15 protein-coding genes are annotated in these 24,322 nt (G+C 63.8%); 8 read left to right on the top strand and 7 right to left on the bottom strand.

Translation table 11 applies throughout. The features are described from left to right. Positions 1-40: 40 nt before the first annotated feature. Positions 41-292, bottom strand: a complete 252-nt coding sequence (locus IM733_RS24905) for a type B 50S ribosomal protein L31 (RefSeq protein WP_248918907.1) — start codon at positions 290-292, stop codon at positions 41-43. A 178-nt stretch (positions 293-470) separates the two neighbouring features. Between IM733_RS24905 and IM733_RS24900 the strand changes: the two genes are divergently transcribed. Next, the gene (locus IM733_RS24900) at positions 471-2,081 is read left to right on the top strand and encodes an FMN-binding glutamate synthase family protein (RefSeq protein WP_248918906.1); all 1,611 of its coding nucleotides are present in this window, start codon (positions 471-473) and stop codon (positions 2,079-2,081) included. A gap of 57 nt (positions 2,082-2,138) precedes the next feature. Here the strand turns inward: IM733_RS24900 and IM733_RS24895 are convergent, their stop codons facing one another. Further along, positions 2,139-3,635, bottom strand: coding sequence for a glycosyltransferase family 39 protein (locus IM733_RS24895; RefSeq protein ID WP_248918905.1), 1,497 nt, complete (start codon positions 3,633-3,635; stop codon positions 2,139-2,141). A gap of 318 nt (positions 3,636-3,953) precedes the next feature. Next, on the bottom strand, positions 3,954-5,372 hold the full coding sequence (locus IM733_RS24890; RefSeq protein ID WP_248918904.1) for an amino acid permease: 1,419 nt from the start codon (positions 5,370-5,372) through the stop codon (positions 3,954-3,956). Positions 5,373-5,798: 426 nt separating this feature from the next. Here IM733_RS24890 and IM733_RS24885 point away from each other — a divergent pair, with 426 nt between their 5' ends. The 3 genes from IM733_RS24885 to IM733_RS24875 all read left to right on the top strand — a co-directional run bounded on the left by IM733_RS24885 (position 5,799) and on the right by IM733_RS24875 (position 10,418). After that, a complete protein-coding gene (locus tag IM733_RS24885; RefSeq protein WP_248918903.1) occupies positions 5,799-8,921 on the top strand; it encodes a transglycosylase domain-containing protein in 3,123 nt (1,040 codons plus the stop codon). Positions 8,922-9,117: 196 nt separating this feature from the next. Beyond that, positions 9,118-9,660 (top strand): PadR family transcriptional regulator, encoded by a 543-nt coding sequence (locus IM733_RS24880; RefSeq protein WP_248918902.1) that lies wholly within the window; start codon positions 9,118-9,120, stop codon positions 9,658-9,660. After that, positions 9,657-10,418 (top strand): siderophore-interacting protein, encoded by a 762-nt coding sequence (locus IM733_RS24875; RefSeq protein ID WP_248918901.1) that lies wholly within the window; start codon positions 9,657-9,659, stop codon positions 10,416-10,418. The genes IM733_RS24880 and IM733_RS24875 overlap by 4 nt, the downstream gene beginning before the upstream one ends. Before the next feature lie 81 nt (positions 10,419-10,499). On the opposite strand, the gene IM733_RS24870 is transcribed toward IM733_RS24875, so the two are convergent. Together IM733_RS24870 and IM733_RS24865 are read right to left on the bottom strand one after the other, a co-directional pair. After that, complete coding sequence (locus IM733_RS24870) at positions 10,500-11,132, bottom strand: Pr6Pr family membrane protein (protein WP_248918900.1); 633 nt, start codon at positions 11,130-11,132, stop codon at positions 10,500-10,502. Next, positions 11,132-11,353, bottom strand: a complete 222-nt coding sequence (locus tag IM733_RS24865) for a VF530 family DNA-binding protein (protein ID WP_248918899.1) — start codon at positions 11,351-11,353, stop codon at positions 11,132-11,134. The genes IM733_RS24870 and IM733_RS24865 overlap by 1 nt, the downstream gene beginning before the upstream one ends. A gap of 235 nt (positions 11,354-11,588) precedes the next feature. On the opposite strand from IM733_RS24865, the gene IM733_RS24860 reads away from it, so the two are divergent. The 4 genes from IM733_RS24860 to IM733_RS24845 all read left to right on the top strand — a co-directional run bounded on the left by IM733_RS24860 (position 11,589) and on the right by IM733_RS24845 (position 23,024). After that, on the top strand, positions 11,589-13,664 hold the full coding sequence (locus IM733_RS24860) for a TonB-dependent receptor (RefSeq protein ID WP_248918898.1): 2,076 nt from the start codon (positions 11,589-11,591) through the stop codon (positions 13,662-13,664). 225 nt (positions 13,665-13,889) lie between these two features. Further along, positions 13,890-18,992, top strand: a complete 5,103-nt coding sequence (locus tag IM733_RS24855) for a SpvB/TcaC N-terminal domain-containing protein (protein WP_248918897.1) — start codon at positions 13,890-13,892, stop codon at positions 18,990-18,992. A 242-nt stretch (positions 18,993-19,234) separates the two neighbouring features. Further along, entirely contained in the window at positions 19,235-20,581 is a 1,347-nt protein-coding gene (locus IM733_RS24850; protein WP_248918896.1) for a carbohydrate porin, read from the top strand. Between the two features lie 31 nt (positions 20,582-20,612). Beyond that, positions 20,613-23,024 carry a glucose/quinate/shikimate family membrane-bound PQQ-dependent dehydrogenase gene (locus IM733_RS24845; protein WP_248918895.1) on the top strand — a complete coding sequence of 804 codons (2,412 nt, stop codon included), beginning with the start codon at positions 20,613-20,615 and terminating at the stop codon, positions 23,022-23,024. A gap of 99 nt (positions 23,025-23,123) precedes the next feature. On the opposite strand, the gene pcaC is transcribed toward IM733_RS24845, so the two are convergent. Both pcaC and pcaD read right to left on the bottom strand, forming a co-directional pair. Beyond that, entirely contained in the window at positions 23,124-23,516 is a 393-nt protein-coding gene (pcaC, locus tag IM733_RS24840) for a 4-carboxymuconolactone decarboxylase (protein WP_248918894.1), read from the bottom strand. 10 nt (positions 23,517-23,526) lie between these two features. Continuing rightward, positions 23,527-24,318 (bottom strand): 3-oxoadipate enol-lactonase, encoded by a 792-nt coding sequence (gene pcaD, locus IM733_RS24835; protein WP_248918893.1) that lies wholly within the window; start codon positions 24,316-24,318, stop codon positions 23,527-23,529. Positions 24,319-24,322 lie beyond the last annotated feature (4 nt).

Here is a 24,322-nt window from a genome sequence, read left to right as displayed (position 1 = left end):
CGCGCAGCGGGTGCCAGGCACCGCGATACCCGAGCGGCTCCTACACCTGAAAGCCAGCAAAGCGCTTGTTGAATCCAGCCACCCGCCCCTCCACCGTGGTTTTACGCTGCTGCCCGGTGTACACCGGGTGCGAGGCGCTGGACACATCCAATGCCACATAGGGGTAGGTCTGGCCATCGCTGTGCACCTGCGTGCGATCGGTGTCGACGGTCGAACCCATCAGGAAGTACACATCGGCGGCAGTGTCGTGGAACAGCACGGGACGGTAGGCGGGATGGATGTCTGCTTTCATGGTCAAGCCTCCTCGGGATCGAATTGATACTTTATAACATACTATATTGCGAATGATTTTCGATACCCGAATTTTCATATTCACGCCCGCCCCGACACTGGCAAAGCCTCGCCCAACCGGGCTATGGTCGGGCCTTGCCAGGCCCTGAGCCTGACCGAGCCATTCGCAAGGACCCCGCATGAGCCTGTCACTTCTCAGTCGCTACGCCTTCTTCGCCGCCTGCGTGCTGTTCACCCTCGCCAGCCTGCCATTCCTCGAGCACGACTGGCTGTGGCCCTTCACCCTGGCCACCGGGGTGCTCAGCCTGATCGGCGTGTTCGACCTGCTGCAACAGCGCCACGCGGTACGCCGCAACTACCCGATCCTCGGCAATATCCGCTACCTGGTCGAAGGCATCCGCCCGGAAATCCGCCAGTACCTGCTGGAAGCCGACAGCGACGCCCTGCCCTTCTCCCGCGCCCAGCGTTCGCTGGTGTACGCCCGGGCCAAGAACGAAGCCTCGGACAAGCCCTTCGGCACGCTGATCGACGTGTACGAGTCGGGCTTCGAATTCATCGGCCACTCCATGCGCCCGGCGCCGCTGGCCGACCCGGCAAGTTTCCGCGTCAGCGTCGGCGGCCCGCAGTGCACCCAGCCGTACTCGGCCTCGATCTTCAATATCTCGGCGATGAGCTTCGGTTCGCTCAGCGCCAACGCCATCCGCGCCCTCAACCAGGGCGCCAAGCTGGGCAACTTCCACCACGACACCGGTGAAGGCAGCATCAGCCCCTACCACCGTGAACACGGCGGCGACCTGGTGTGGGAGCTGGGCAGCGGCTACTTTGGTTGCCGTACCCCCGACGGGCGCTTCGACCCCGAGCGCTTCGCCGCCCAGGCGCGCACCCCTCAGGTGCGCATGATCGAAATCAAGATGAGCCAGGGCGCGAAACCCGGCCATGGCGGCATCCTGCCCAAGCACAAGGTCACCCGGGAAATCGCCGAAACCCGTGGCGTGATGATGGGCGAGGACTGCATTTCACCTTCCCGTCACAGTGCCTTCTCCACGCCGATCGAAATGATGCGGTTCATTGCCCAACTGCGCGAGCTGTCCGGCGGCAAGCCGGTGGGCTTCAAGTTCTGCCTGGGGCACCCGTGGGAGTTCATGGGTATCGCCAAGGCCATGCTGGAGACCGGCATCCTGCCTGACTTCATCGTCGTCGACGGCAAGGAAGGCGGCACCGGCGCCGCGCCGGTGGAGTTCACCGACCATATCGGCGTGCCGCTGCGCGAGGGCCTGTTGTTCGTGCACAACACCCTGGTGGGCCTGAACCTGCGCGACAAAATCAAGCTGGGGGCCAGCGGCAAGATCGTCAGCGCCTTCGACATCGCCAGCGTGCTGGCCATCGGCGCCGACTGGGCCAACTCGGCGCGTGGCTTCATGTTCGCCATCGGCTGCATCCAGTCGCAGAGCTGCCACACCAACAAGTGCCCGACCGGGGTGGCCACCCAGGATGCCCTGCGCCAGCGCGCGCTGGTGGTGCCGGACAAGGCCCAGCGGGTGTTCAACTTCCACCACAACACTCTGCGCGCCTTGGCCGAGATGTTGGCCGCGGCGGGCCTGGAACATCCGGCGCAACTGGAGGCCAAGCACCTGGTGCGGCGTATCTCGGCGACCGAGATCAAGCTGTTCTCGCAGATGCATGTGTTCCTCAAACCGGGGGAGTTGCTCACCGGTGAGGTCAACGGACAGTTCTATTCGCGCATGTGGCAAATGGCACGAGCGGACAGTTTCGAGCCACAAGCGGCCTGAAGCCGGCCACCCGATTTTCAATGGTCTTTCAGCAACACCACACCACCGACTGGCTGGTCAAGGCACCGTATAAAGCACTGCCTTGAACGAGCCTTCGGTGAACTCATCTACTTTTACCCAGCCATCGGTCGGCATGTCGGGTGTGTACACCGAGGATGGCTCGGTCACCCGCCACAGCCGCTTGTAGCGCTTGGCAAGCACCTGTGGCGTGGCGACGTAGAGTTCATTCGACCGTTGGTAGAACAGCGTCAATGTACCGTAGGTCTTTGCTGCCTGGCCGCTCGTATCGGGTTGAATCTTCGTGTAGAAAAATGCCGGACGGCCGGTGGCATTGTAGTACTCGATCGACAAGTATGACCTCCTGCGATCACCCAGCAGTGCATCCCCCGGTCGCCACTGTTCATTCACGTGCGCCATAACGGTGCCCAGATCACCGCCTGGCTTGGCCTGATAATCGTAAAAAACAGCCAAGCCGACCAGTTCGAGGGACAGGCAAGCGGCGACCGATAGGAGCAACGCCCGCTTTCGCAGAGTGTCCATGGCGATCGCCAGGACAAGCGGTAGTCCCAAGAACGCGAAATATAGATAACGATTGATGTACAGCGGCATGCCGTACGAAGCTAGCCAAAGCACGAGTATGGGGATAAAGCAGTAGCTGAGCAGCAGGACGCTCGGCTGGCCTGGTTTCACGACACGTCGTAGTACACGCAATGAAGCCATCGCAATGAAAAGCGCCAGCAATAGGCTCAGAACATCTGAATACCGGGAGACGACACTTAGGGTAAAAGCTCTCCAGAACGATTGCGCAATACTCATGAGGGAAGTGGGGAAGTTGGCAATCCAACCGACCAGTTCGCGATGCCCCATCTGCTGATACAGCATCGGCAGCCAAGGCAGGTAGATAATGATCATGACCAGGTGCCCGACCCACCATGCGCGAGACAGCACATGCAGCCTGCCGTGCGTGTCTTTGGTCAACGACAGGTAGAGCCAGTTGGCCATCACGCATAAGATCGATAAATAGTGGGTATACATGGCGGCAACCATCAACAGACAGTAGGCCATCAAATAGATGATGTTTTGCCTGTTGACCCATTGCCAAAGTGTGTACAGGGCCGTCATGAGCAACAGCCCCAGTAACGCATACATCCGCACTTCCTGGCTGTAGCGTATACCGATGGGAAAAAACGCCAGTAACAACCCTGCTATCACTGCGGCTCGCCATGACGCCAACTGTCGCGCCAACAACATGCCGATACCGACGGTGGCAACTCCCGCGCAAACGCTGAAACTGCGCAGCGCCAGGGGAGCATCGCCGAACCCTTGCATCCAGTAATGCAGGATCAGGTAATACAGAGGCGGGTGAACATCCCGGGCGGTGTGAAACAGGATCTGCTCAGGAGGCAAGTGGCTGATTAACGCACTGAACGCTTCATCCAGCCAGATGACGGGCAGCGTGACATGGTGCAGCCGCAACGCTGTGCTGATCAGCAAAATTGCCAGGACCACCAAGGTCCTTGTTCCCGCATCAGGCCAGCATCGCGAAACGGTCATGCGTCTTCCTTGAACATTATCGGGTACTTGACGAACGCCCGAGGGCGAGCGCGATGCATGCAATGAACGCACACCGGAAGTTGGCAAAAAAAGAAAGCGATAGTCCGTGAGGAAAGCTGTCCGGCTGCGAGTCGACCATGCTCTTTCGCATCGCCCTGCTGCTACCTTAGGCCGGGCATGGAAGATCAGCTACTGACAAAAATGCCAGTAGACGGTTGGATCTTGGCCGAATGAATGCCGATGCAAGGGAACCCGTGGTTGCGCCACGATCACTCCACCGCAAAAACAAAGCCCCGGCACTGGCCGGGGCTTCGTTCATCAGGAGGCGGTACTCACCGCACCCTCGGCCTCTTTAGGCGCCAGGCGGAAGGTGTAGTACAGCGCCGTCAGCAGCACCAGGAACGCCGGGCCGATGTACAGGGCCACGCGGGTGTCCGGGAAGTACGCCATCAGGCCCACCACCAGCACCAGGAACGCCAGCGCCAGGTACGAGCTCAGCGGCCACAGCCACATGCGGTACTTCAGTGCATTGCGCTCGGCGGTGGACAACCCGGCGCGGAACTTCAGCTGCGCCAGCAGGATCATCACCCAGGTCCAGATCGCGCCGAAGGTGGCGATCGAGGTCACCCAGACGAACACCTTCTCCGGCACCAGGTAATTGGCCAGCACGCCCAGCAGCAGCGCGCCAATCGACAGCAGCAGTGCATTGCGCGGCACGCCGCTCTTCGAGGTGCGGGCGAAGGCCGCCGGGGCCTGGCCATTCTGCGCCAGGCTGTAGAGCATGCGCCCGGTGCTGAAGATGCCACCGTTGCACGACGACAGCGCAGCGGTGATCACCACGAAGTTGATGATGCCCGCGGCGGTCTTGATCCCCAGGCGCTCGAAAGTCATCACGAACGGGCTGCCCTGGCTGCCGATCTCGCTCCAGGGGTAGATCGACAGGATCACGAACAACGCGCCCACGTAGAACAGCAGGATGCGCCAGAACACCGAGCCGATGGCCTGGGGGATGGTCTTCTGCGGGTTGCGCGCTTCGCCGGCGGTCAGGCCGATCATCTCCACGCCCAGGTAGGCGAACATCACCATCTGCAGCGACATCAGCACGCCGGTCACGCCATTGGGCATGAAGCCACCGTTGCTCCACAGGTTGGAGACGCCCATGGCCACGCCGTCGTTACCGAAGCCGAAGGCGATGATGCCGATGCCCCCGAGCACCATGGCGATGATGGTGACGATCTTGATCAGGGCGAACCAGAACTCGAACTCGCCGAACGCCTTGACCGCGATCAGGTTGATCGCGCCCATGCTGCCCAAGGCCATCAGCGCCCAGATCCAGCGCGGCACGTCGGGGAACCAGATGCCCATGTAGATGGCCACCGCGGTGATCTCGGCGACGCAGGTCACCAGCCACAGGAACCAGTAGTTCCAGCCGGTGAGAAAGCCCGCCAGCGGGCCGAGGTAGTCTTGCGCATAGCGGCTGAAGGAGCCGGCGACCGGGTTGTGCACGGCCATTTCGCCGAGCGCGCGCATGATCACCAGGATGGCCAGGCCACCGATGATGTAGGAGAGCATGATGGCGGGGCCGGCCATTTCGATGGCCTTGGCCGAACCAAGGAACAGGCCGACGCCGATACAGGCACCGAGGGCCATCAGACGGATGTGCCGTTCGCCCAGTTCACGCTTGAGCGGGCCGCCCTGGGCGGACTCGCCATGGGCAGGATGGTTGCCGACTGGCATAGCAATACAACCTCATTTTGTTATTGGATTTGACCTTCGTGCGGCACCGGCCACGCCGATAGGCGGGGCGTCGTCTTGCCGGGCGACCTTGTGGGCCAGCCCGCCCACCGTGCGTGTCAGGCGCCGGCAGGGCGAAGGGGCCGAGCAGTATAGGAAGCCATTTGCAGGGCTTTTCACTATATACAACAGGAAATTTGGCGATATTCCTCGGGCAAAAGGCCTCGAACGGAGTGGTATCTTCATCTCGCCCCACCCGTTCGCAGGAATGGGGCCGATACCATAGCAACATTGCCGAAGAATGGAAGTCACACCAAAGGCGCATGTCTGCACTGCTTTTTCGAGTCTTCCTACAAATTTTTCACCAACTGCGGCCATTGTCTAAGCTTCAGACAAGCAAGACGAAAATACCTGGCCGGACTCAAGACTATGGGCGCACTGTGGCAATCGGAACCAACCAGAACGGAAGCACCCAAGGCACCCCAGGCTGAAGCCCCATCGCAAAAATCCCCCCGCCAGCGCCGCCTGTGGTGGCGGCTGATCCTGCTCATCCTGATCGTGGCCATGGTGGCCGTGGGCTTCGCCGCCTGGGACGAAATCCAGACCTCGCGCCTGCAGGCCCGCGAGTTCAGCAAGCTGGCCAGCACCCTCACCTACCAGCTGGAACCCGGCCCGAGCGACGCCATCGTCTACCCCGGCGACGGCCCTTTCGACAAGCGCCTGGGCTACAGCGCGCTGGGCGAGTTCCTGCCGCGCCTGCTCAAGCGCGACTACCTGATCAACCAGCAGGTGCGCTTCTCACCCGCGCTGATGAACTATGTCGACCATGGGCTGTTCGTGCCCTATGTGGAGAAGATCCAGGCCGGCCTGTCGATCACCGACTGCCGTGGCGACATGCTCTACCAGTACAACTACCCCCAGCACCTGTACCCGAACTTCGCCGCGATCCCGCCGGTGATGGTCAACAGCTTGCTGTTCATCGAGAACCGCGAGTTGCTCGACCCGAAGGACCCGCAGAACAACCCGGCGGTGGACTGGCCGCGCTTCGCCAAGGCCGCCTACAGCCAGGTGGCCAAGTACCTGGCGCTGCCTGGCCAGTCGGCCGGTGGCAGCACCCTGGCGACACAACTGGAGAAGTATCGCCACTCGCCCGACGGGCTGACCGTGTCCGGCGCCGAGAAGATCCGCCAGATGATCTCCGCCAGCGTGCGCGCCTACCAGGGCGGGCCGGATACCACCGAGGCGCGTGAACGCATCGTGCGCGACTACCTCAACAGCGTGCCGCTGTCGGCGGTGCCGGGGCATGGCGAGGTGCATGGCATGGCCGAAGGCCTGCGGGTGTGGTACGGCGCCGATTTCGACCAGGTCAACCAGGCGCTGGTGGCCACCACGACCGACGAGAAGAGCATGGCCGAGCGTGGCCTGGCCCTGCGCCAGGTCCTGTCGCTGATGATCGCCCAGCGCCGCCCTTCGCATTACCTGTCCAAGGGCCGGATCGAACTGGCCGAGCTCACCGACTCGCATATCCGCGTGCTGGCCGCCAACAGCATCATCGACCGCCCCCTGGCCGACGCGGCGCTGGCCAGCAAGGCGATCTACCGCGACTGGGTGGCCCAGCCGACCATCGTGCCGATCATCACCAACAAGGGCATCAGCCTGGCGCGCAACCGCATGGCGGCGATGCTCAACCGCCCGCTGTACGACCTCGACCGCCTTGACCTGTCAGCCACCAGCACGTTGCAGGCGGACCTGAACGTGCAAGTCAGCCAGTACCTGAAGAACCTCGCCGACCCGGCGTTCGCCGCGCAGATGGGCTTGATCGGCGAACGCCTGCTGACCAGCAAGACCACCGACCAGGTGAGCTACAGCTTTACCCTGTTCGAGCGCACCGCCGATGGCTCGCGGGTGCGGGTGCAGACCGACAGCACCAACCAGCCCTTTGACATCAACGAAGGCAGCAAGCTGGAGCTGGGCTCCACCGCCAAGCTGCGGGTGCTCACCACCTACCTGGAAATCATCGCCGAGCTGCACGACAAGTACGCCGGCAAACCCGCCGCCGAACTGAAGAAGGTGCCAGTGGCCGAACTCGACCGCATCACCCAGTGGTCGCTGGAATGGCTGATGCAGAACACCAAGAACCAGAGCCTGGACGCCATGCTCGACGCGGCGCTGGAGCGCAAGTACTCGGCCAACACTGGCGAGGCGTTCTTCACCGGTGGTGGCATGCATGTGTTCAACAACTTCCGCAAGGAAGACAACAACCGCAACCCGACGCTCAAGGATGCCCTGCGCGAGTCGATCAACCTGCCCTTCATCCGCCTGATGCGCGACCTGGTGCGCTATGTCACCTACCAGCAGCCGTTCAACCGCGAACCGCTGCTCAGGGATGACAGTGACCCGCGACGCCAGGAGTACCTGGCCCGCTTCGCCGATCGCGAAGGTACCAACTACATGATGCGGTTCTGGAAGAAGTACCAGCGCAAGACCTCGCAGCAACGGCTGGACACTTTCCTCGACAGCCTGCGCGTGACCCCGCAGCGCCTGGCCGCCGTGCATCGCTACCTGTTCCCCGAGGCCGGCCAGGAGACCTTCAATGCCTTCGTGCGCGCCCACAGCAAGGGCGACAAGCTGGCCATGGCCAAGCTCACCGACAGCCGCCTGGTGGAGATGTACGAGGCCTACGGCCCAGGCAAGTACGACCTGCCCGACCAGGGCTATATCGCCAAGGTCCACCCGTTGGACCTGTGGATGCTCGGCTACCTGCTGAAGAACCCCGGCGCTTCGCTCAAGGATACCCTCAACGCCAGCCGCTTCGAGCGCCAGGAGGTGTATAGCTGGCTGTTCAAGAGCCGCCACCAGGGCGCTCGCGACAGCCGCATCCGTACCATGGTCGAGATCGAGGCGTTCACCGACATCCACCAGCGCTGGAAGCGCGTGGGCTACCCGTTCGACCACCTGGTGCCGTCGCTGGCCACCGCCATCGGCAGTTCCGGCGACCGCCCCGCCGCGCTGTCCGAACTGGTCGGGATCATCCAGAACGACGGCGTGCGCCTACCAACGCTGCGCATCGATACCCTGCACTTCGCCCAGGGCACACCGTATGAAACCCAGCTGATCAGCGACCCGGACCGTGGCCAGCGAATCCTTCCGGTCGAGGTCGCTCGTGCGCTCAAGGGCGCCATGTCGCAAGTGGTCGACGCCGGTACCGCGCGGCGCATCTCCGGCAGCTTCAAGCTGCACGACGGCACGCCGCTGGTGATGGGGGGCAAGACCGGTACCGGCGACAACCGCATCGAGAGCTTCGGCGCCGGCGGCCGGCTGATCGGTTCGCGCTCGCTGAACCGTACCGCGACCTTCGTGTTCTACCTGGGCGACAACCACTTCGGCACCCTCACCGCCTTCGTCCCGGGCCGCACTGCCGAAGCCTTCACCTTTACCTCGGCATTGCCGGTACAGGTGCTCAAGGGCATGGCGCCAATCCTCATGCCCTACCTGGAGCCCGGTAACACCAATGCCTGCAAGGCACCGCAGGTCGCAGCGGCACAACCTTGAGCCATGCCCCTGTAGATGCCGGCTTGCCGGCGAACCGTGCATGCCTTGGAACGTAGTGGGGCGCGGTTCGCCAGCAAGCTGGCTCCTGCAAGACTCAACAACTTTTTAGATGATAATCATCCGCATTTTAGGGCTTGTCTTTAGATATATCTTGAGTAATATCTTGCGATATATCTAAACAGGCAGACCCCCTATCATGCGCGACCACGCCCCCCACGATCCCTTCGAACGCCGCCCCGGCCGGGGCGAGCGCGGCCCGCGGGTATTCGCCCCCGGCGACCTGAAACTGCTGATGCTGTCGATGCTGGCCGACCAGCCCGGCCACGGCTACGACCTGATCCGCCAGGTCGAAAACCTGTTCGACGGCAGCTACAGCCCCAGCCCCGGGGTGATCTACCCGACCCTCAGCTACCTCGAGGAGGCCGAGCTGATCACCGGCCAGATCCAGGGCAGCAAGCGCCTCTACGCCATCACCGAGGCCGGCCGCGCGGCCCTCGCCGAGCAGGCCGTGGCCCTCGACGGTGTGCGCATGCGCATCGAGGTCAGCAAACGCGCCCTGCGCGGCCATGACCGCCCACCGGAAATCCACGAAGCCGTTGGCAACCTGCGCCACGCCCTGCATATGCACAGCGGCCGCTGGACGCCCGAAGAGATCGAGCGGGTCCGCACCCTGCTCAACGACACCGCCAAGGCCATCGCCTCCGGGCCGGCCGCGACCGTTACGGAGAACACCCCATGAGCGACACCATCCACCGCGTCAACCATGAAATCCGCCAACGCCGCCTGCAGGTGCTGCGGGTCACCGACCTTACCCCGCGCATGCGCCGGATCACCCTCGGCGGGCCGGAACTGGCGGGCTTTACCAGCGTCGGCAGTGACGACCATATCAAGCTGCTGTTCGCCGCCACGCCTGAAGAGCAGTTGGCCATCGACGCCCGTAGCCTTGGCCGCGACGGCGGCGCCCGGCCGACCATGCGCGAGTACACGCCGCGGCGCATCGACCTGGCGGGTAACGAGCTGGATATCGATTTCGTCCTGCATGGCGATGGCCCTGCCTCTACCTGGGCCGCACAAGCGGTGCCCGGACAGACCCTGGACATCGCCGGCCCACGCGCCTCGATGGTGGTGCCGGATATCTTCGACAGCTACCTGTTGATCGGTGATGAAACGGCGATCCCGGCGATAGCCCGGCGCCTGGAAGAATTGCCGGCGGGCCGCCAGGTGCTGGCGGTAATCCAGGTCGAGGACGAGCAGGAACGCCAACCGCTGTTGAGCAAGGCGCAGGTCGAGGTGATCTGGGTGCGCCGGCACGAGGAAAACCTGCTGGAGCGGGTGCGCCACCTGGCGCTGCCACAAGGCCGCTTGTATGGCTGGGTAGCGCTGGAGAAGGCGCTGACCCGTCAGGCCAAGGCATTGCTACTGGAGAAAGGCGTGCCGGAAGATGCCCTCAAGGCCGCCGCTTACTGGCGAGCGGATGGCACCGCTGACGACGAGTAAACACCTCCCTCACCTGTAGGAGCCAGCCTTGCTGGCGAACCGGACGCCGCGGTTGCAGCGGTTGGCCAGCAAGGCTGGCTCCTACAGGTGGGCGAGGCGCCGCCAGCGATCCAGCCCCAGCAACACCAGCCCGATCCCCCAGAATCCCACCAGCACCGCCAGGGCATTGAGCAGCACCTGCCCATACCCCAACCGCGCCACATCGACGAACGGGTACGGATACACCCCGATCTCATGGCCACGCAGCAAGACGAACCCAAAGTACAACGCCGGGTACAACGCCCACGCCGCCAGGTGCCAAAGCCGCAATCGCCCCTTGGGCACCTCGAACCACCAGTACAACACGAACAGCACCGGCATCACGTCGTGCAGCAGTTCGTCCGCCAGCCACTGCCAGCCCTCGGGCTGCCACAGGTGCCGCAGCAGCAGGCTGTAGGCCAGCGCCACCAGCACGATGCTGGCGGCCACGCATGTACTGACCGGCGCCGAGAGGAAAAACCGCCTGGCCGCCGACTCGCGGCCGAACGCGGCATGGCTCAGCACCGTGGCCACCAGGGTGTTGCTCAGCACGGTGAAATAGCAGAACAGGTTGACCAGCCCGCCCACCAGGCTGGCCTGCTCCTGCCAACGCGCCAGCAGCACCAGGTACAGCTGGATCGTCAGCCCCGTCCAGCCCAGGGCGGCCGCCAACGTCAGCCAGGGGCGGCGCGGCATCAGCCTTTGCGCTGCAGCTTCACGTACAGCAGCTCGACCTTTTCCCGCGCCCAAGGCGTCTTGCGCAGGAAAGTCAGGCTCGACTTGATGGTCGGGTCGCTCTTGAAGCAACGGATGTCGATGCGCTCGGCCAGGCCCTGCCATTGGTAGTGCGCCACCAGCTCGGTGAGGATCTGCTCCAGGGTCTTGCCGTGCAGCGCGTTGTGTTGGGCCGTGCTCATGCCAGTGCTCCAGGTTCGGTAAGGTGCGCACATTACACAAGTGTAGGAGCGGATTCATCCGCGATGCGCCGCGCGCGGCGCTCGATCGCGCAGGCACCACAAACCAGAGGCGACCGCCTCGCGGATAAATCCGCGCCGGCAAGCGAAAACCACTGGCGGCCACGGAAAGCATTATGCTGAAATAGATACGTTATAAAGTAACAACAACGTTATCTGCCAAGGAACGTCACCCCCCATGCTGTGCTCCCCTCTGCGCCTCTCCCCCCTCGCCGCCGCGCTCTGGCTGGCCTCCACACCCAGCCAGGCCGTTGAACTGCAACCTCAGGTCATCACCGCCAACCCACTGGGCAATGCCCAACTGGCCGCCCCGAGCACCGTCCTCGAAGGCGACGACCTGCTGCAACAGCAGCACGGCAGCCTCGGCGAGACCCTCAACAAACAGCCCGGCGTCGCCTCCACCTGGTTCGGCCCCGGCGCCAGCCGCCCGGTGATCCGCGGCCTGGATGGCGACCGCATCCGCATCTTGCGCAATGGCGTTGGCGCGCTCGATGCCTCATCGCTGTCGTATGACCACGCCGTGCCGTTGGACCCGGTCAACGTCGATCGAGTCGAGATCGTTCGCGGCCCGGCCGCCCTGCTGTACGGTGGCAATGCCATCGGCGGCGTGGTGAACACCTTCGACAACCGCATCCCCGACTCGCCCATCGACGGTATCCACGGCGCGGGTGAACTGCGCTACGGCGGCGCCGACACCACCCGCAGCAGCGCCGGCAAGCTGGAGGCCGGCAATGGCGCGTTCGCCCTGCACCTGGACGCCAACAGCCGCCAGTTCAACGACCTGCGCATCCCCGGCTATGCCCGCAGCTCGAAGGTCCGCGACGCCGACGAACCCGGCAGCAAGCATCGCCTGAAGAACAGCGACGGGCGCCAGGACGGCGGCGCGATCGGCGGTTCCTACCACTGGGAGCATGGCTACACCGGCCTGTCCTACAGCCGCTACGACAGCAACTACGGTTCTGTGGCCGAGCCCGGCGTGCGCCTGGACATGCAGCAGGATCACTACGGTTTCGCCTCGGAACTGCGTGACCTTGAAGGCCCCTTCAGCTCGGTCAAGGTCGATGCCGGCTACACCGATTACCAGCATCGCGAAATCGAAAGCGGCGAGGTGCACACCACCTTCAAGAACAAGGGCTACGAAGCACGCATCGAGGCCCGCCACCAGCCGCTCGGTCCGGTCGAGGGCGTGATCGGCGCCCAGGTCAGCCGCAACGAGTTCTCCGCCCTGGGCGAGGAAGCGTTCGTCCCGCACACCGACACCGACAGCCTGGCGCTGTTCCTGCTTGAGCAATGGCAGGCCACCGAGCGCTTGAACCTGAGCCTGGGCGCGCGTCTTGAGCACACCCGCATCGACCCGGACGCCAAGGGCAACGAGACCTTCGCCGGGGCCGACAACGCCAGCAGCTTCAACGCCTTCAGCCTCTCGTCCGGCGCGGTGTACTCGCTCGATTCGGTGTGGGCACTGGCGGCCAACGTGGGTTACACCGAACGCGCGCCGACCTTCTACGAGCTGTATGCCAACGGCGCCCACGTGGCCACCGGCGCCTACGAAGTGGGCGACCCGAACCTGAACAAAGAGAAGGCGATCTCCGGCGACCTGGCCCTGCGGTTCGACAACGGTACGCACAAGGGCAGCGTCGGTGTGTTCTACAGCCACTTCCGCAATTACATCGGCTTGATCGGCACCGGCAACCTGCGTGGCGGCCATGATCACGACCATGGCGATGAAGACCACGATCACGATCACGACCATGATCATGATCATGATCATGGCCATGACCACGGCGAGTTCCCCGAGTACGCCTACCAGGGCGTGCGCGCGCGCTTCTACGGCATCGAGGCCCAGGACCGCTGGCAGCTACTGGAAAACCGCTATGGCAGCTTCGCCCTGGAACTGTCCGGCGACTACACCCGGGCCAAGAACCTCGACAGCGGCGAGCCGCTGCCACGCATCGCGCCGCTGCGCCTGAACAGCGGGCTGGTGTGGGCGCTGGATCGGTGGCAAGCGCGGGTCGACGTGCAACATGCCTCTGCGCAGCACCGCAAACCGGCCAACGAGACCAGCACCGAGGGTTACACCACCCTGGGCGCCAGCGTCGGCTACCGCTTCGACATCGGCCAGAGCCAGTGGCTGGCGTTCGTGCGCGGGGAGAACCTGACGGACCAGACGGTGCGGTATGCCAGCTCGATCCTGCGGGATATCGCGCCAGCGCCGGGGCGTAGTGTCGAGGTAGGGTTGCGCACGACGTTCTGACCGGACGGAACGCGCGCCCGTAGGAGCCGGCTTGCCGGCGAGCACCGGCACAGCCGGTGCCATGCAGCGCGTTGCCTATATTCGCCGGCAAGCCGGCTCCTACGGGGGCTAGCATGCAATCACAGGGGGGCTCACCTGGCATTTCTACCAGTTTTGCAAATCCGGGCCGCTCCATAGAATCCAGGCAACGTCGTCTTCTGGATGCCATTGCCTTGGAGGTGCCCTGTGCCTGAACAGTCTGCTTCGGTTCCAGAGGAAAGCCGTACGCCCTTCTACACGCCGCCGACCCTTCCAAAGGGCGGCGGCACGGTCTCGGTGGGCGGTGGCATGCTGTCTGCCGGCGGCCCCGACGGCAGTGCCGGCTGGCAACTGCCGCTACCGTCCCCCACCGGGCGCAACCTGTCGGCCGCGCTGGCCCTGCACTACTCCTCCGGCGGTGGCAACAGTGCGTTCGGCGCTGGGTGGGATTGCCCGTTGCCAGCCGTGTTCGTGATGACCCGGTTCGGCTTCCCGAAGTACGACGGTACCGACCGCATGGCCGGGCCATCGGGCGAGGAAATACTGAAAATCGGTGAACCAGACAACGATGCGCTGCTCAAGCGCTCCGGCATTGTCGGTGAGTACACCGGCACCGCGTGGCGCGCACGGGCCTTCAACCTCACCGACCGCCTGGAGCACTGGGTGCCCACGGCCGATCCGACTCACCCGGGGTTCTGGTTGCACGGGTTGCCGGACAACAGCTTGTCGCTCTATGGCTGGTCGCCATCGGCGCGCCTGCAAGAGGCCGGGTCGTCCCCCAAGCGCGTCGCGGGCTGGTACATCGAAGAGACCGTGTCCGCGCATGGCGAGCATGTGGTCTACCGCTACCGCAATGAAGACGATGAAGGTTGCGACCCGCAAGAGCTGCAGGCTCATCCGCATGTAGTCAACGTCTACCCGGATTCGGTTCACGCCATGAACATCAGCCCTTCGACGGCGCTGCTGGTACCGGCGGGCGCCTTCGATGAGGAAGCATTCCTGACGTTCACGCAGTTCGACTATGGAGAGCGCGGCGCCGATCCAGACACACCGCCACCGCACAGCACAGTCGAGAAGTGGCCAGTGCGTGAGGATCGCCACTCGTTCTGGCGCTATGGCTTCAACGTACGCCTGCGCCGCCTGTGCCGGGATGTACTGCTCTGGCATCGCACCCAACGCATGGAAGGCGACGCCGACCCCACCCCGGTGCTGGTCGGGCGCCTGCACCTGAGGTACGACAGCAGCCCTGTGACCAGCCTCCTGGAGTCCGCCGAACAGATCACCCACGATCCACGGCTTCGCATGCCGCCTCTGGAATTCTGGATGACCCGCCCAGGGCGAAGCATCAGGGACCATCAGGCGAGCGCGGCCAAGAGCGAAGAATGGGCCCCCCTGCCGACCCTGGACGGTTTCTGGCAACCCAACTGGCAGATGGCCGACCTGTATGGCGAGGGCATACCGGGCATGCTGTACCTCGACAACGGGGCCTGGCACTACCGGGAACCGCTACGCCTGGAAAACCCCGCCGGAGAAGACCTTGTCACTTGGGGCAGGGCCTCGCCCCTGGCATTTCCCCTCGCAGGCACCAACGGCACCTTGAGCGACCTGGACAGCGATGGTCAGCCGGAGTGGCTGGTCATCGCCGGCGGCCTGCAAGGCAGCTTCACGCTGGCACCGGACGGCACCTGGGGGAGACTGGTGCCGTTGGCAGGGTTGCCGGGGGAATATGCGCATCCATTGGCGCGCATGGCAGACCTCACCGGTAACAGCCAGAACGACGTCATCCTGTTGAAGGCCCTGGGCCCCCGGACCGTGCGTCTTTACCCGGCCAACGGAACCAAAGGCTGGCTGGCCGCGCTGAACGAAGAGTATCAAGGCAGCGAACCGTTGCCGTCGCTGGAGGAGTCCGAACATCAATTGGTCGCCTTCGCCGACCCGGCAGGTAGCGGCCAGCAACACCTGGTGAGAATCACCGGCGATAGCGTGACCCTGTGGCCGTCGCTGGGCCATGGCAAATTCGACAACGCGCTGAGGATCGAAGGATTTGCAGTCGACGACTTCAATGCCGCGAGGGTTTTCCTGGCCGACACCGACGGCTCCGGCACCACGGATATCCTCTATATGTCGCCGGATGGCATCCAGGTGTTCGTCAGCCAGTGCGGCAACCAATATGCCAAAGGCGTTTTCATTCCCGCCCCGGGGGGCGTGAAACTGGATGCAACCTGCCAATTGCAGGTTGCCGACATACTTGGGCAGGGCACGGCGGACCTGCTGCTGACCCGACTGCGCGGCGGCGCAGGTAACCAACCGCAAAGCTGGCTGTACCGTTTCAACGACCATCGTCCCTGGTTGCTGGCCAAGGTGTCCGACAATGCCGGCACCAGCACCCATCTGCACTATCGCAGCTCGGCGCAGGCCTGGCTCGACGAAAAGGCTGACGTGCGCGCCCGCACCGGGCGGACGCCCGTGAGTTATCTGCCCTTCCCTGTGCACACAGTCAGTCGGGTGACGACGATCAACGAAATCACGAAGCTCAGCTTTGGCAGCGAAACGACTTACCTCGGTGGCGTATGGGATGGCCAGGAGCGTGAGTTTGCCGGTTTCTCTCGGCTGATCCAGCGCGACACCAACGAACAGGCACAGCTGGCGTCGGCAGACTTGTCACCGCCAAGCCGCACCTGCACCTGGTTCCATACCGGGATCGAGGCACGCGATCTTGTCACGCAAGGTGCCTTTGTCGACATGGACGCACACTTCCCCCAGGAGCCGGTTCGCTTCACCCACTGGGCCGGTGGCAGTGAACAGCCCTTGGAGCCAACGCCTTCGATACGCCCTTGGCTGTATCGCGCCGTACGCGGCCAGGTGCGGCGCATCGAAGTGTATGGTGAAGACGGCAGCGAGCGGGCCGCCAAGCCCTATAGCGTTGTCACCAATCGCCTTCAAGTACGCATGCACGACACCGCCGATGCCGAGCGCCCGGCTGCATTGGTGAGCCCCGCGGAGGTACTGACCTTCGCCTGCGAACGCATCACCGAAGACCCGGTGGTAACCCAAGCCATCGTCCTCGAACAGGACGAGTACGGGAATGTTCTGCAGAGGGCCGCCATCAACTACCCCCGGCTGCTGTCTCCTGCCGCGCTGGACGAGGAGGATACGGCGCGGCGCATATACCCGCGAGCACTGCCCGTGGGGCTGATCACCGCCAGTTGCGATGACCAGCAATATGACTGCTGGATAAACCTTACCCGTGCCACCGTGCACAACCTGACGGCAAACGGTGACTGGGCGATCGGGCTTCCAGGCTCGACGCGCTCGGATGCCGTGCTCATCCCCAGTTCCGACATTCCCAAAAGCGGATACTCGATCGAGAAATGGCCAGACTTGCCATCGGAGTACGCCGACAGTTTCACCCTCACCGGCTATCAGAAAGTCCTCTGGCGAAAGGCCGACGGCAGTGGTGTTTCCGCCACCCCCTCGATTCCGCCGCTGGTGGCCTATACCCGCACGGCGATGTTGGACCAGGCCTCGCTGGATGCCCTGGAACCGGCGTTCGAACGCCCCCTGCTCAAACTTGTCGAGGACGCGCTAGGTTCGCCCCGAACCGAGCTGGCCGTCTTGGCCCGCGTGCACAAGCGCCTGGCGACTCCAGAAGAGCATGTGCTGTATGAAGTGCTGATGTCCTACCTGATGAGCAGGCCGCTGGATACAGAGGCCTGCCAAGTGCTTCGCAACGCCCTGAAGCAAATCATTTCAGTTGACGACTTGTGCCAGAAACTGAAGAAGGCCGCTGCCGAAGAACTTCCCGAAGGATTGCAGGATGCGTTGCGCAAGGAGAACCGTGTACCGGACGCGCACCTGCCGAAGGTAATGCTCTGGTACGCCAAGCCGGAAAACGCACCTGAAGATGGCCTTCTCCCGCTCTATCTCGCGCTGGCCAATACAATGCCCGAGGTCGTGTTCTGGCGCTCTGTCCTGGCCGGTTGCGAGTCGCTCGACCAGGCCCCCACCGCCCTCCCCCCCGCGCGCAAATGGCTGGAAGGTGTGCGATCGATACTTGCCAGCCGAGTACAGACGGAGTTGCTTGTGGACTTGCTCAAGCGAGGTGGCTATATCGCCCTGAGCCGGCCCGCGGACGCAGCGGAACTGGATGATCCTCATGACCCAGGAGGCCTGGGCGCCCCTGGCATCCCCTTTGAACCCATGATCGTAGGAGCCTATGCCGGACACCACGGCATTTCCCTCTATCACGACGAAGCGCATTTCTGGCTGCCGAAAAACGTTCAGGAAAACACCGTCACCGGCCCTGTTCAGTTGGCGTATACCGCGCATGACATTGCCGTGAACAAGGTGACCGACGCGGCGGGCCTGAGCAGTGAAGTGAAAACCTTTGACTGGCGGTTCCTGACCCCAACCGAAATGCTCGATGCAAACGACAACACCAGCAAAGTCGAGCTGGATACGCTGGGGCGAGTCCGCCATATGCGTTTTTACGGCACCGAGACCGCGCCCGGCGACACTAAGCCGGAAAATGTCGGCTACGACCCTGATCGAGCATTCGAGCCACCACTCACCGTCGAAGACGCCGTGGCACTGAACGACAGCAAGAACGTACCCGTGGCGCAGGCCTTCACGGTCATCGCCGACAGCTGGATGCCCCTGAAGCCGCTGGCGGACGGCAGCCGCTCCGATCAACGCTGCAGCGAACGGGAATGGGAGCGCGACGCCGAACGCCTGCAACGCGATGGTATTGTTGCGAAGCCCGCGATGGAAGGCCGTGCGCCACCCCACGTCATTCAAATTCAGACCGATCGCTATGACAACGATCCAGAGCAGCAAGTGCGGGTACAAGTGGTGTTGAGCGGCGGCGGAGAACTGCTGCAGAGCGCTATCCGTAATCCGAGCGGTGAAGCCTTTGTTTTCGATTCCGACACAGGTGGGCTCAAGACGGACACCCATGGCAACGCACTGATCGAACACGCGGATGTCCGCTGGGCGGTGACCGGCAAGACCGAGTTCGACAACAAGGGGCAACCCGTACGCGTCTGGCTACCCTTCTACCTCAACGACTGGCACTGGGTGAGCAACGACAGCGCCCGCAAGAAGAACCAAGGCATCTATGCCGATACCCACGTCTACGATGCATTAGGCCGGGAATGCAAAGTCGTGCGAGCGGCAGGCGAAGAAGTTGACGGTGAATGGGCGAATTACGAACAACGCGTGCAGGCCTACCCCTGGTTCACGGTAGCGGAGGATGAAAACGACACCTGGAAGGATGTGATCGACCGGGCGAAACGCAGGGTCGGCCAGTGACGACCGGAACGGCAAGGGCTGACCAGGGAATGGCAGCCCTTGCCCGACGCGCCAGTGACTGTTACCACAGAAGCAACAATCCCCTGCGACATTTTGTCTTTTTTTCTTACAACTTCCCCTATATCCTCCCCGCCGCAAGCTGAATCGCTTCATCGAACACCCTTCGCAGCTTTTTCTCCTTCGAGGACCTGCGCTTCGCTGCGCTTGCCGTTTCTTCAACAATCAAAAGATAGCGCTATCTCATGTTCCAACTGCCCAAGACCCGTTACTCCGGCCTCGCCCTCGCCACCTTGCTCGGCGGCCTCTCCCCCACCACCAGCGCCAACGAGATGTTCGCCAAGGATTCCCCCTGGATGCTCGGCGACTGGGGCGGTACCCGCAGCGAGCTGCTGGAAAAAGGCTACGACTTCACCCTCGGCTACACCGGCGAGATGGGCAGCAACCTGCACGGCGGCTACAGCCATGACCGCGCCGCGCGCTACAGCGACCAGTTCACCTTCGGCGTGAACATGGACCTGCAGAAGATCCTTGGTTGGCAGGACACCGAAGTCCAGCTGACCGTCACCGAGCGCCATGGCGACAACATCAGCAACGACCGCATCAACGACCCGCGCGTCGGCGGCTTCACCTCGGCCCAGGAAGTCTGGGGCCGTGGCCAAACCTGGCGGCTGACCCAGATGTGGATCAAGCAGAAGTACTTCGATGGCGCACTGGACGTGAAATTCGGCCGTTTCGGTGAGGGCGAGGACTTCAACAGCTTCCCCTGCGACTTCCAGAACCTGGCGTTCTGCGGCTCGCAGGTGGGTAACTGGGTAGGTGGCATCTGGTACAACTGGCCAGTCAGCCAGTGGGCCCTGCGCGTGCGCTACAACCTGAACGACGAGCTCTACGCCCAGGTCGGCGTGTTCGAGCAGAACCCTTCCAACCTCGAAAGCAACAACGGCTTCAAGCTCAGCGGCAGCGGCACCCAAGGCGCGGTGATGCCGATCGAACTGGTCTGGAGCCCGCAGGTCAATGGCCTGAAAGGGGAATATCGCGCCGGCTACTACTACAGTAATGCCAAGGCACAGGATGTACTCAAGGACAGCCACGGCACGCCGGCCGCCATCAGCGGCGCCGCCTACCGCAGCAGCTCAAGCAAGCACGGCCTGTGGTTGGGCGCCCAGCAGCAGGTGACCTCGCTGGCCAGCGACCAATCCCGCGGCCTGAGCCTGTTCGCCAACGCCACGGTGCACGACAAGAAGACCAATGCCATCGACAACTATGTTCAGGCAGGTGTGGTTTACAAAGGGCCGTTCGATGCCCGCGCCAAGGACGACATCGGCTTCGCCCTGGCCCGCGTGCACGTCAACCCCGGCTACCGCAAGAACGCCCGCCTCATCAACCAGGCCAACGGCCTGGACGACTACGACAACCCAGGCTTCCTGCCCGTGCAGGACACCGAGTACAGCGCCGAACTCTACTACGGCATCCACCTGGCCGACTGGCTCACGGTGCGCCCGAACCTGCAGTACATCCGCCACCCGGGCGGCGTGTCGCACATCGACGACGCGCTGATCGGTGGCCTGAAGATCCAGAGCACTTTCTAACCCGACCCTTCCACACTACGGAGAACATACGATGAGCACTGACGGTGCCAAGAATGGAACCCGCTGGCTACCGCGCCTGATGGGCGTGCTGCTGTTGCTGATGGGCCTTGCCCTGCTGGCCGGCGGCATCAAGCTGAGCCAGTTGGGCGGTTCGCTTTACTACCTGATCGCCGGGATCGGCTTTGCCCTGTCCGGCATCCTGCTGCTGGCCAAGCGCCGCATTGCCCTGGGCCTGTATGGCCTGGTGCTGCTGGGCAGCACCGTGTGGGCGCTGTGGGAAGTCGGCCTGGACTGGTGGCAACTGGTGCCGCGCCTGGCCATCTGGTTCGCCATCGGCGTGATCCTGCTGCTGCCGTGGGCCCGTCGCCCGCTGCAAGGCCCGGCTTCGAAGCTCAACACCGCCCTGCTCAGCGTGGCCGTGGTGGCCTCCGGCGCGACCGCGATCGCCAGCCAGTTCACCCACCCGGGCGAAATCCGTGGCGCGTTCAGCCGCGACGACAGCGAGATGGGCAGCGCCGCGCCGGCCATGCCGGACGGTGAATGGCAGGCCTATGGCCGCACCGAGCATGGCGACCGCTACTCGCCGCTGCGCCAGATCACCCCACAGAACGCCTACCGCCTGGAAGAAGCCTGGCGCATCCGCACCGGCGACCTGCCGACCGACAACGACCCGGTGGAGCTGACCAACCAGAACACCCCGCTGAAGGTCAACGGCATGCTCTACGCCTGCACCGCCCACAGCCGGCTGCTGGCCCTGGACCCGGATACCGGCGCTGAGATCTGGCGCTACGACCCGCAGGTCAAGAGCCCCACCGGCACCTTCAAGGGCTTCGCCCACATGACCTGCCGCGGCGTCTCGTACTACGACGAGAACAACTACGTCAGCCGTGACGGCAGCCCGGCACCGAAGGTATCCGATGCCGGCCAGGCCGTGGCCCAGGCCTGCCCGCGCCGCCTCTACCTGCCCACCGCCGACGCCCGCCTGATCGCCATCAACGCCGACAACGGCAAGGTTTGCGAAGGCTTCGCCAACCAGGGCGTGATCGACCTGACCCGCGGCATCGGCCCGTTCACCGCCGGTGGCTATTACTCCACCTCGCCGGCCGCGATCACCCGCAGCCTGGTGATCATTGGTGGCCACGTCACCGACAACGAGTCGACCAACGAGCCGTCCGGCGTGATCCGCGCCTACGACGTGCACGACGGCCACCTGGTGTGGAACTGGGACAGCAACAACCCGGACGACACCAAGCCCCTGGCCGACGGCAAGCTGTACAGCCGCAACTCGGCCAACATGTGGTCGATCGCCAGTGTCGATGAAGACCTCGGCATGATCTACCTGCCGCTGGGCAACCAGACGCCGGACCAGTGGGGCGCCGACCGCACCCCGGGCGCCGAAAAATACAGCGCCGGCATCGTCGCCCTGGACCTGGCCACCGGCAAGGCGCGCTGGAACTACCAGTTCACCCACCACGACCTGTGGGACATGGACGTCGGCAGCCAGCCCACCCTGGTCCACCTGAAGACCGATGACGGCGTCAAGCCGGCGGTCATCGTGCCGACCAAGCAAGGCAGCCTGTACGTGCTCGACCGCCGCGACGGCACCCCGATCGTGCCGATCCGCGAGATCCCGGTACCGCAAGGCGCTGTCAAGGGCGACCACACCTCGCCCACTCAAGCCCGTTCCGACCTCAACCTGCTCGGCCCGGAACTGACCGAACAGGCCATGTGGGGCGCCACGCCGTTCGACCAGATGCTCTGCCGCATCCAGTTCCGCGGCCTGCGCTACGAAGGCCAGTACACCCCGCCGTCCGAGCAGGGCAGCCTGGTCTACCCCGGCAACGTCGGCGTGTTCAACTGGGGTAGCGTGTCGGTCGACCCGGTGCGCCAACTGCTGTTCACCTCGCCGAACTACATGGCCTTCGTATCGAAGATGATTCCCCGCGAGCAGGTGGCCGAGGGCAGCAAGCGCGAAAGCGAGACCAGCGGCGTGCAACCCAACGCCGGCGCGCCGTACGCGGTGACCATGCACCCGTTCATGTCGCCGATCGGCATCCCGTGCCAGGCGCCAGCCTGGGGTTATGTGGCAGCCATCGACCTGTTCACCAACAAAATCGTGTGGAAGCACAAGAACGGCACCACCCGTGACAGCACCCCGGTGCCAATCGGCATGCCGGTGGGTGTGCCCAGCATGGGCGGTTCGATCGTCACCGCCGGTGGCGTCGGCTTCCTCAGCGGCACCCTTGACCAGTACCTGCGCGCCTATGACGTGAAGAACGGCCAGGAGCTGTGGAAAGGCCGCCTGCCGGCAGGCGGCCAAGCCACGCCGATGACCTACACCGGCAAGAACGGTAAGCAGTACGTGCTGGTGACCGCTGGCGGCCACGGCTCCCTGGGCACCCGCATGGGCGACTACATCATCGCCTACAAGCTGGCTGAGTAAGCCCGCCTGAGCGGTGGTGCCCACACCACCGCATCACGCAACGAGGCCGCTGCCATTCAACTGGCAGCGGCCTCGTTTCGTTTCAGGCCGGCGGGTCAATCAATCGCGCGACTCGACGCCCAGCTCATCCCACACCGACTCCGCCAGATGGAACGTGGCATTGGCGGCGGGGATCCCGCAGTAGATCGCGCTCTGCATGATCACTTCCTTGATCTCTTCGCGCGTCACGCCATTGTTGGCGGCCGCGCGCAGGTGCAACTTGAGTTCGTCATTGCGGTTCATGCCGATCAGCATGGCGATGGTGATCAGGCTGCGGGTATGCCGGGGCAACCCAGGGCGGGTCCAGATGTCACCCCAGGCATGGCGGGTGATCATCTCCTGGAACTCGCCATTGAAGTCGTTGAGCTTCTCCAGGCTGCGGTCGACATGGGCATCGCCCAGCACCGCGCGGCGCACCTTCATGCCCGCTTCGTAGCGTTGTTTCTCGTCCACGTGCGGCTCCTCATCGGCTCAACAGGAAGTCGAGCACACGGCGGCTGAACGGCGTACCAACCTCGACGTTGGACAGATGCGCCGCCGGGAATTCGACGTACTCGGCACCGAGGATACCGGCCTGCATGAAACGGCCATGCTCGGGGGTGGTGACCGCATCGGCGGTGCCCGCAACGATCAGGGTTGGCACCTGAATATGGTTGAGCTGGTCGCGAAAGTCGGCATCCCGCACTGCGGCACAGTTGGCCGCATAGCCGGCGGGAGAGGTGTGCGCCAGCATCTCGGTGATGCGCTGGGCGATCGCAGGTTCGGCGGCGGCGAAGGCCGGAGTGAACCAGCGGGCGATGGACGCGTCACGCAAGTCATGCATGGCCTGCTGGCCGCCCTTGAGCACGGTGTCGATACGGGTGTTCCACACCTCGTCGTTGGCGATCTTCGCCGCGCTGTTGCACAGGGTCAGGCTGAGCAGGCGCGCGCCGGCATTGATGCCCAGCCACTGGCCGATCAGCCCGCCCATGGACAGGCCGATGAAATGCGCCTTCTGGATATCCAACCCATCGAGCAGCGCGAGCACGTCGTGGCCCAGTTGCTCGATGCGGTACGGCCCCTTGCTGACCAGGGAAGCGCCATGGCCACGGGTGTCGTAGCGCAGCACCCGGAAATGCTCGGTCCAGGCCGGAATCTGTGTGTCCCACATGCCCAGGTCGGTGCCCAGCGAGTTGGACAGCACCAACACCGGGGCATCGGCTGGGCCTTCGAGTTGGTAATGCAGTTCGCCATCGGCCAGTTGCAGGTGCGCCACAGCG

Source organism: Pseudomonas entomophila (genome assembly GCF_023277925.1).
In the GTDB taxonomy this organism is placed as follows: domain Bacteria; phylum Pseudomonadota; class Gammaproteobacteria; order Pseudomonadales; family Pseudomonadaceae; genus Aquipseudomonas; species Aquipseudomonas entomophila_D.
This window is presented reverse-complemented; position numbering and strand designations above follow the sequence as displayed.

Coding starts and splice junctions, on each gene's coding strand:
- IM733_RS24880 (WP_248918902.1), top strand. CDS start 9,118: ATGCGCGACCACGCCCCCCACGATCCCTTCGAACGCCGCCCCGGCCGG.
- IM733_RS24895 (WP_248918905.1), bottom strand. CDS start 3,635: ATGACCGTTTCGCGATGCTGGCCTGATGCGGGAACAAGGACCTTGGTG.
- IM733_RS24885 (WP_248918903.1), top strand. CDS start 5,799: ATGGGCGCACTGTGGCAATCGGAACCAACCAGAACGGAAGCACCCAAG.
- IM733_RS24870 (WP_248918900.1), bottom strand. CDS start 11,132: ATGCCGCGCCGCCCCTGGCTGACGTTGGCGGCCGCCCTGGGCTGGACG.
- IM733_RS24860 (WP_248918898.1), top strand. CDS start 11,589: ATGCTGTGCTCCCCTCTGCGCCTCTCCCCCCTCGCCGCCGCGCTCTGG.
- IM733_RS24875 (WP_248918901.1), top strand. CDS start 9,657: ATGAGCGACACCATCCACCGCGTCAACCATGAAATCCGCCAACGCCGC.
- IM733_RS24865 (WP_248918899.1), bottom strand. CDS start 11,353: ATGAGCACGGCCCAACACAACGCGCTGCACGGCAAGACCCTGGAGCAG.
- IM733_RS24845 (WP_248918895.1), top strand. CDS start 20,613: ATGAGCACTGACGGTGCCAAGAATGGAACCCGCTGGCTACCGCGCCTG.
- IM733_RS24900 (WP_248918906.1), top strand. CDS start 471: ATGAGCCTGTCACTTCTCAGTCGCTACGCCTTCTTCGCCGCCTGCGTG.
- IM733_RS24890 (WP_248918904.1), bottom strand. CDS start 5,372: ATGCCAGTCGGCAACCATCCTGCCCATGGCGAGTCCGCCCAGGGCGGC.
- IM733_RS24905 (WP_248918907.1), bottom strand. CDS start 292: ATGAAAGCAGACATCCATCCCGCCTACCGTCCCGTGCTGTTCCACGAC.
- IM733_RS24850 (WP_248918896.1), top strand. CDS start 19,235: ATGTTCCAACTGCCCAAGACCCGTTACTCCGGCCTCGCCCTCGCCACC.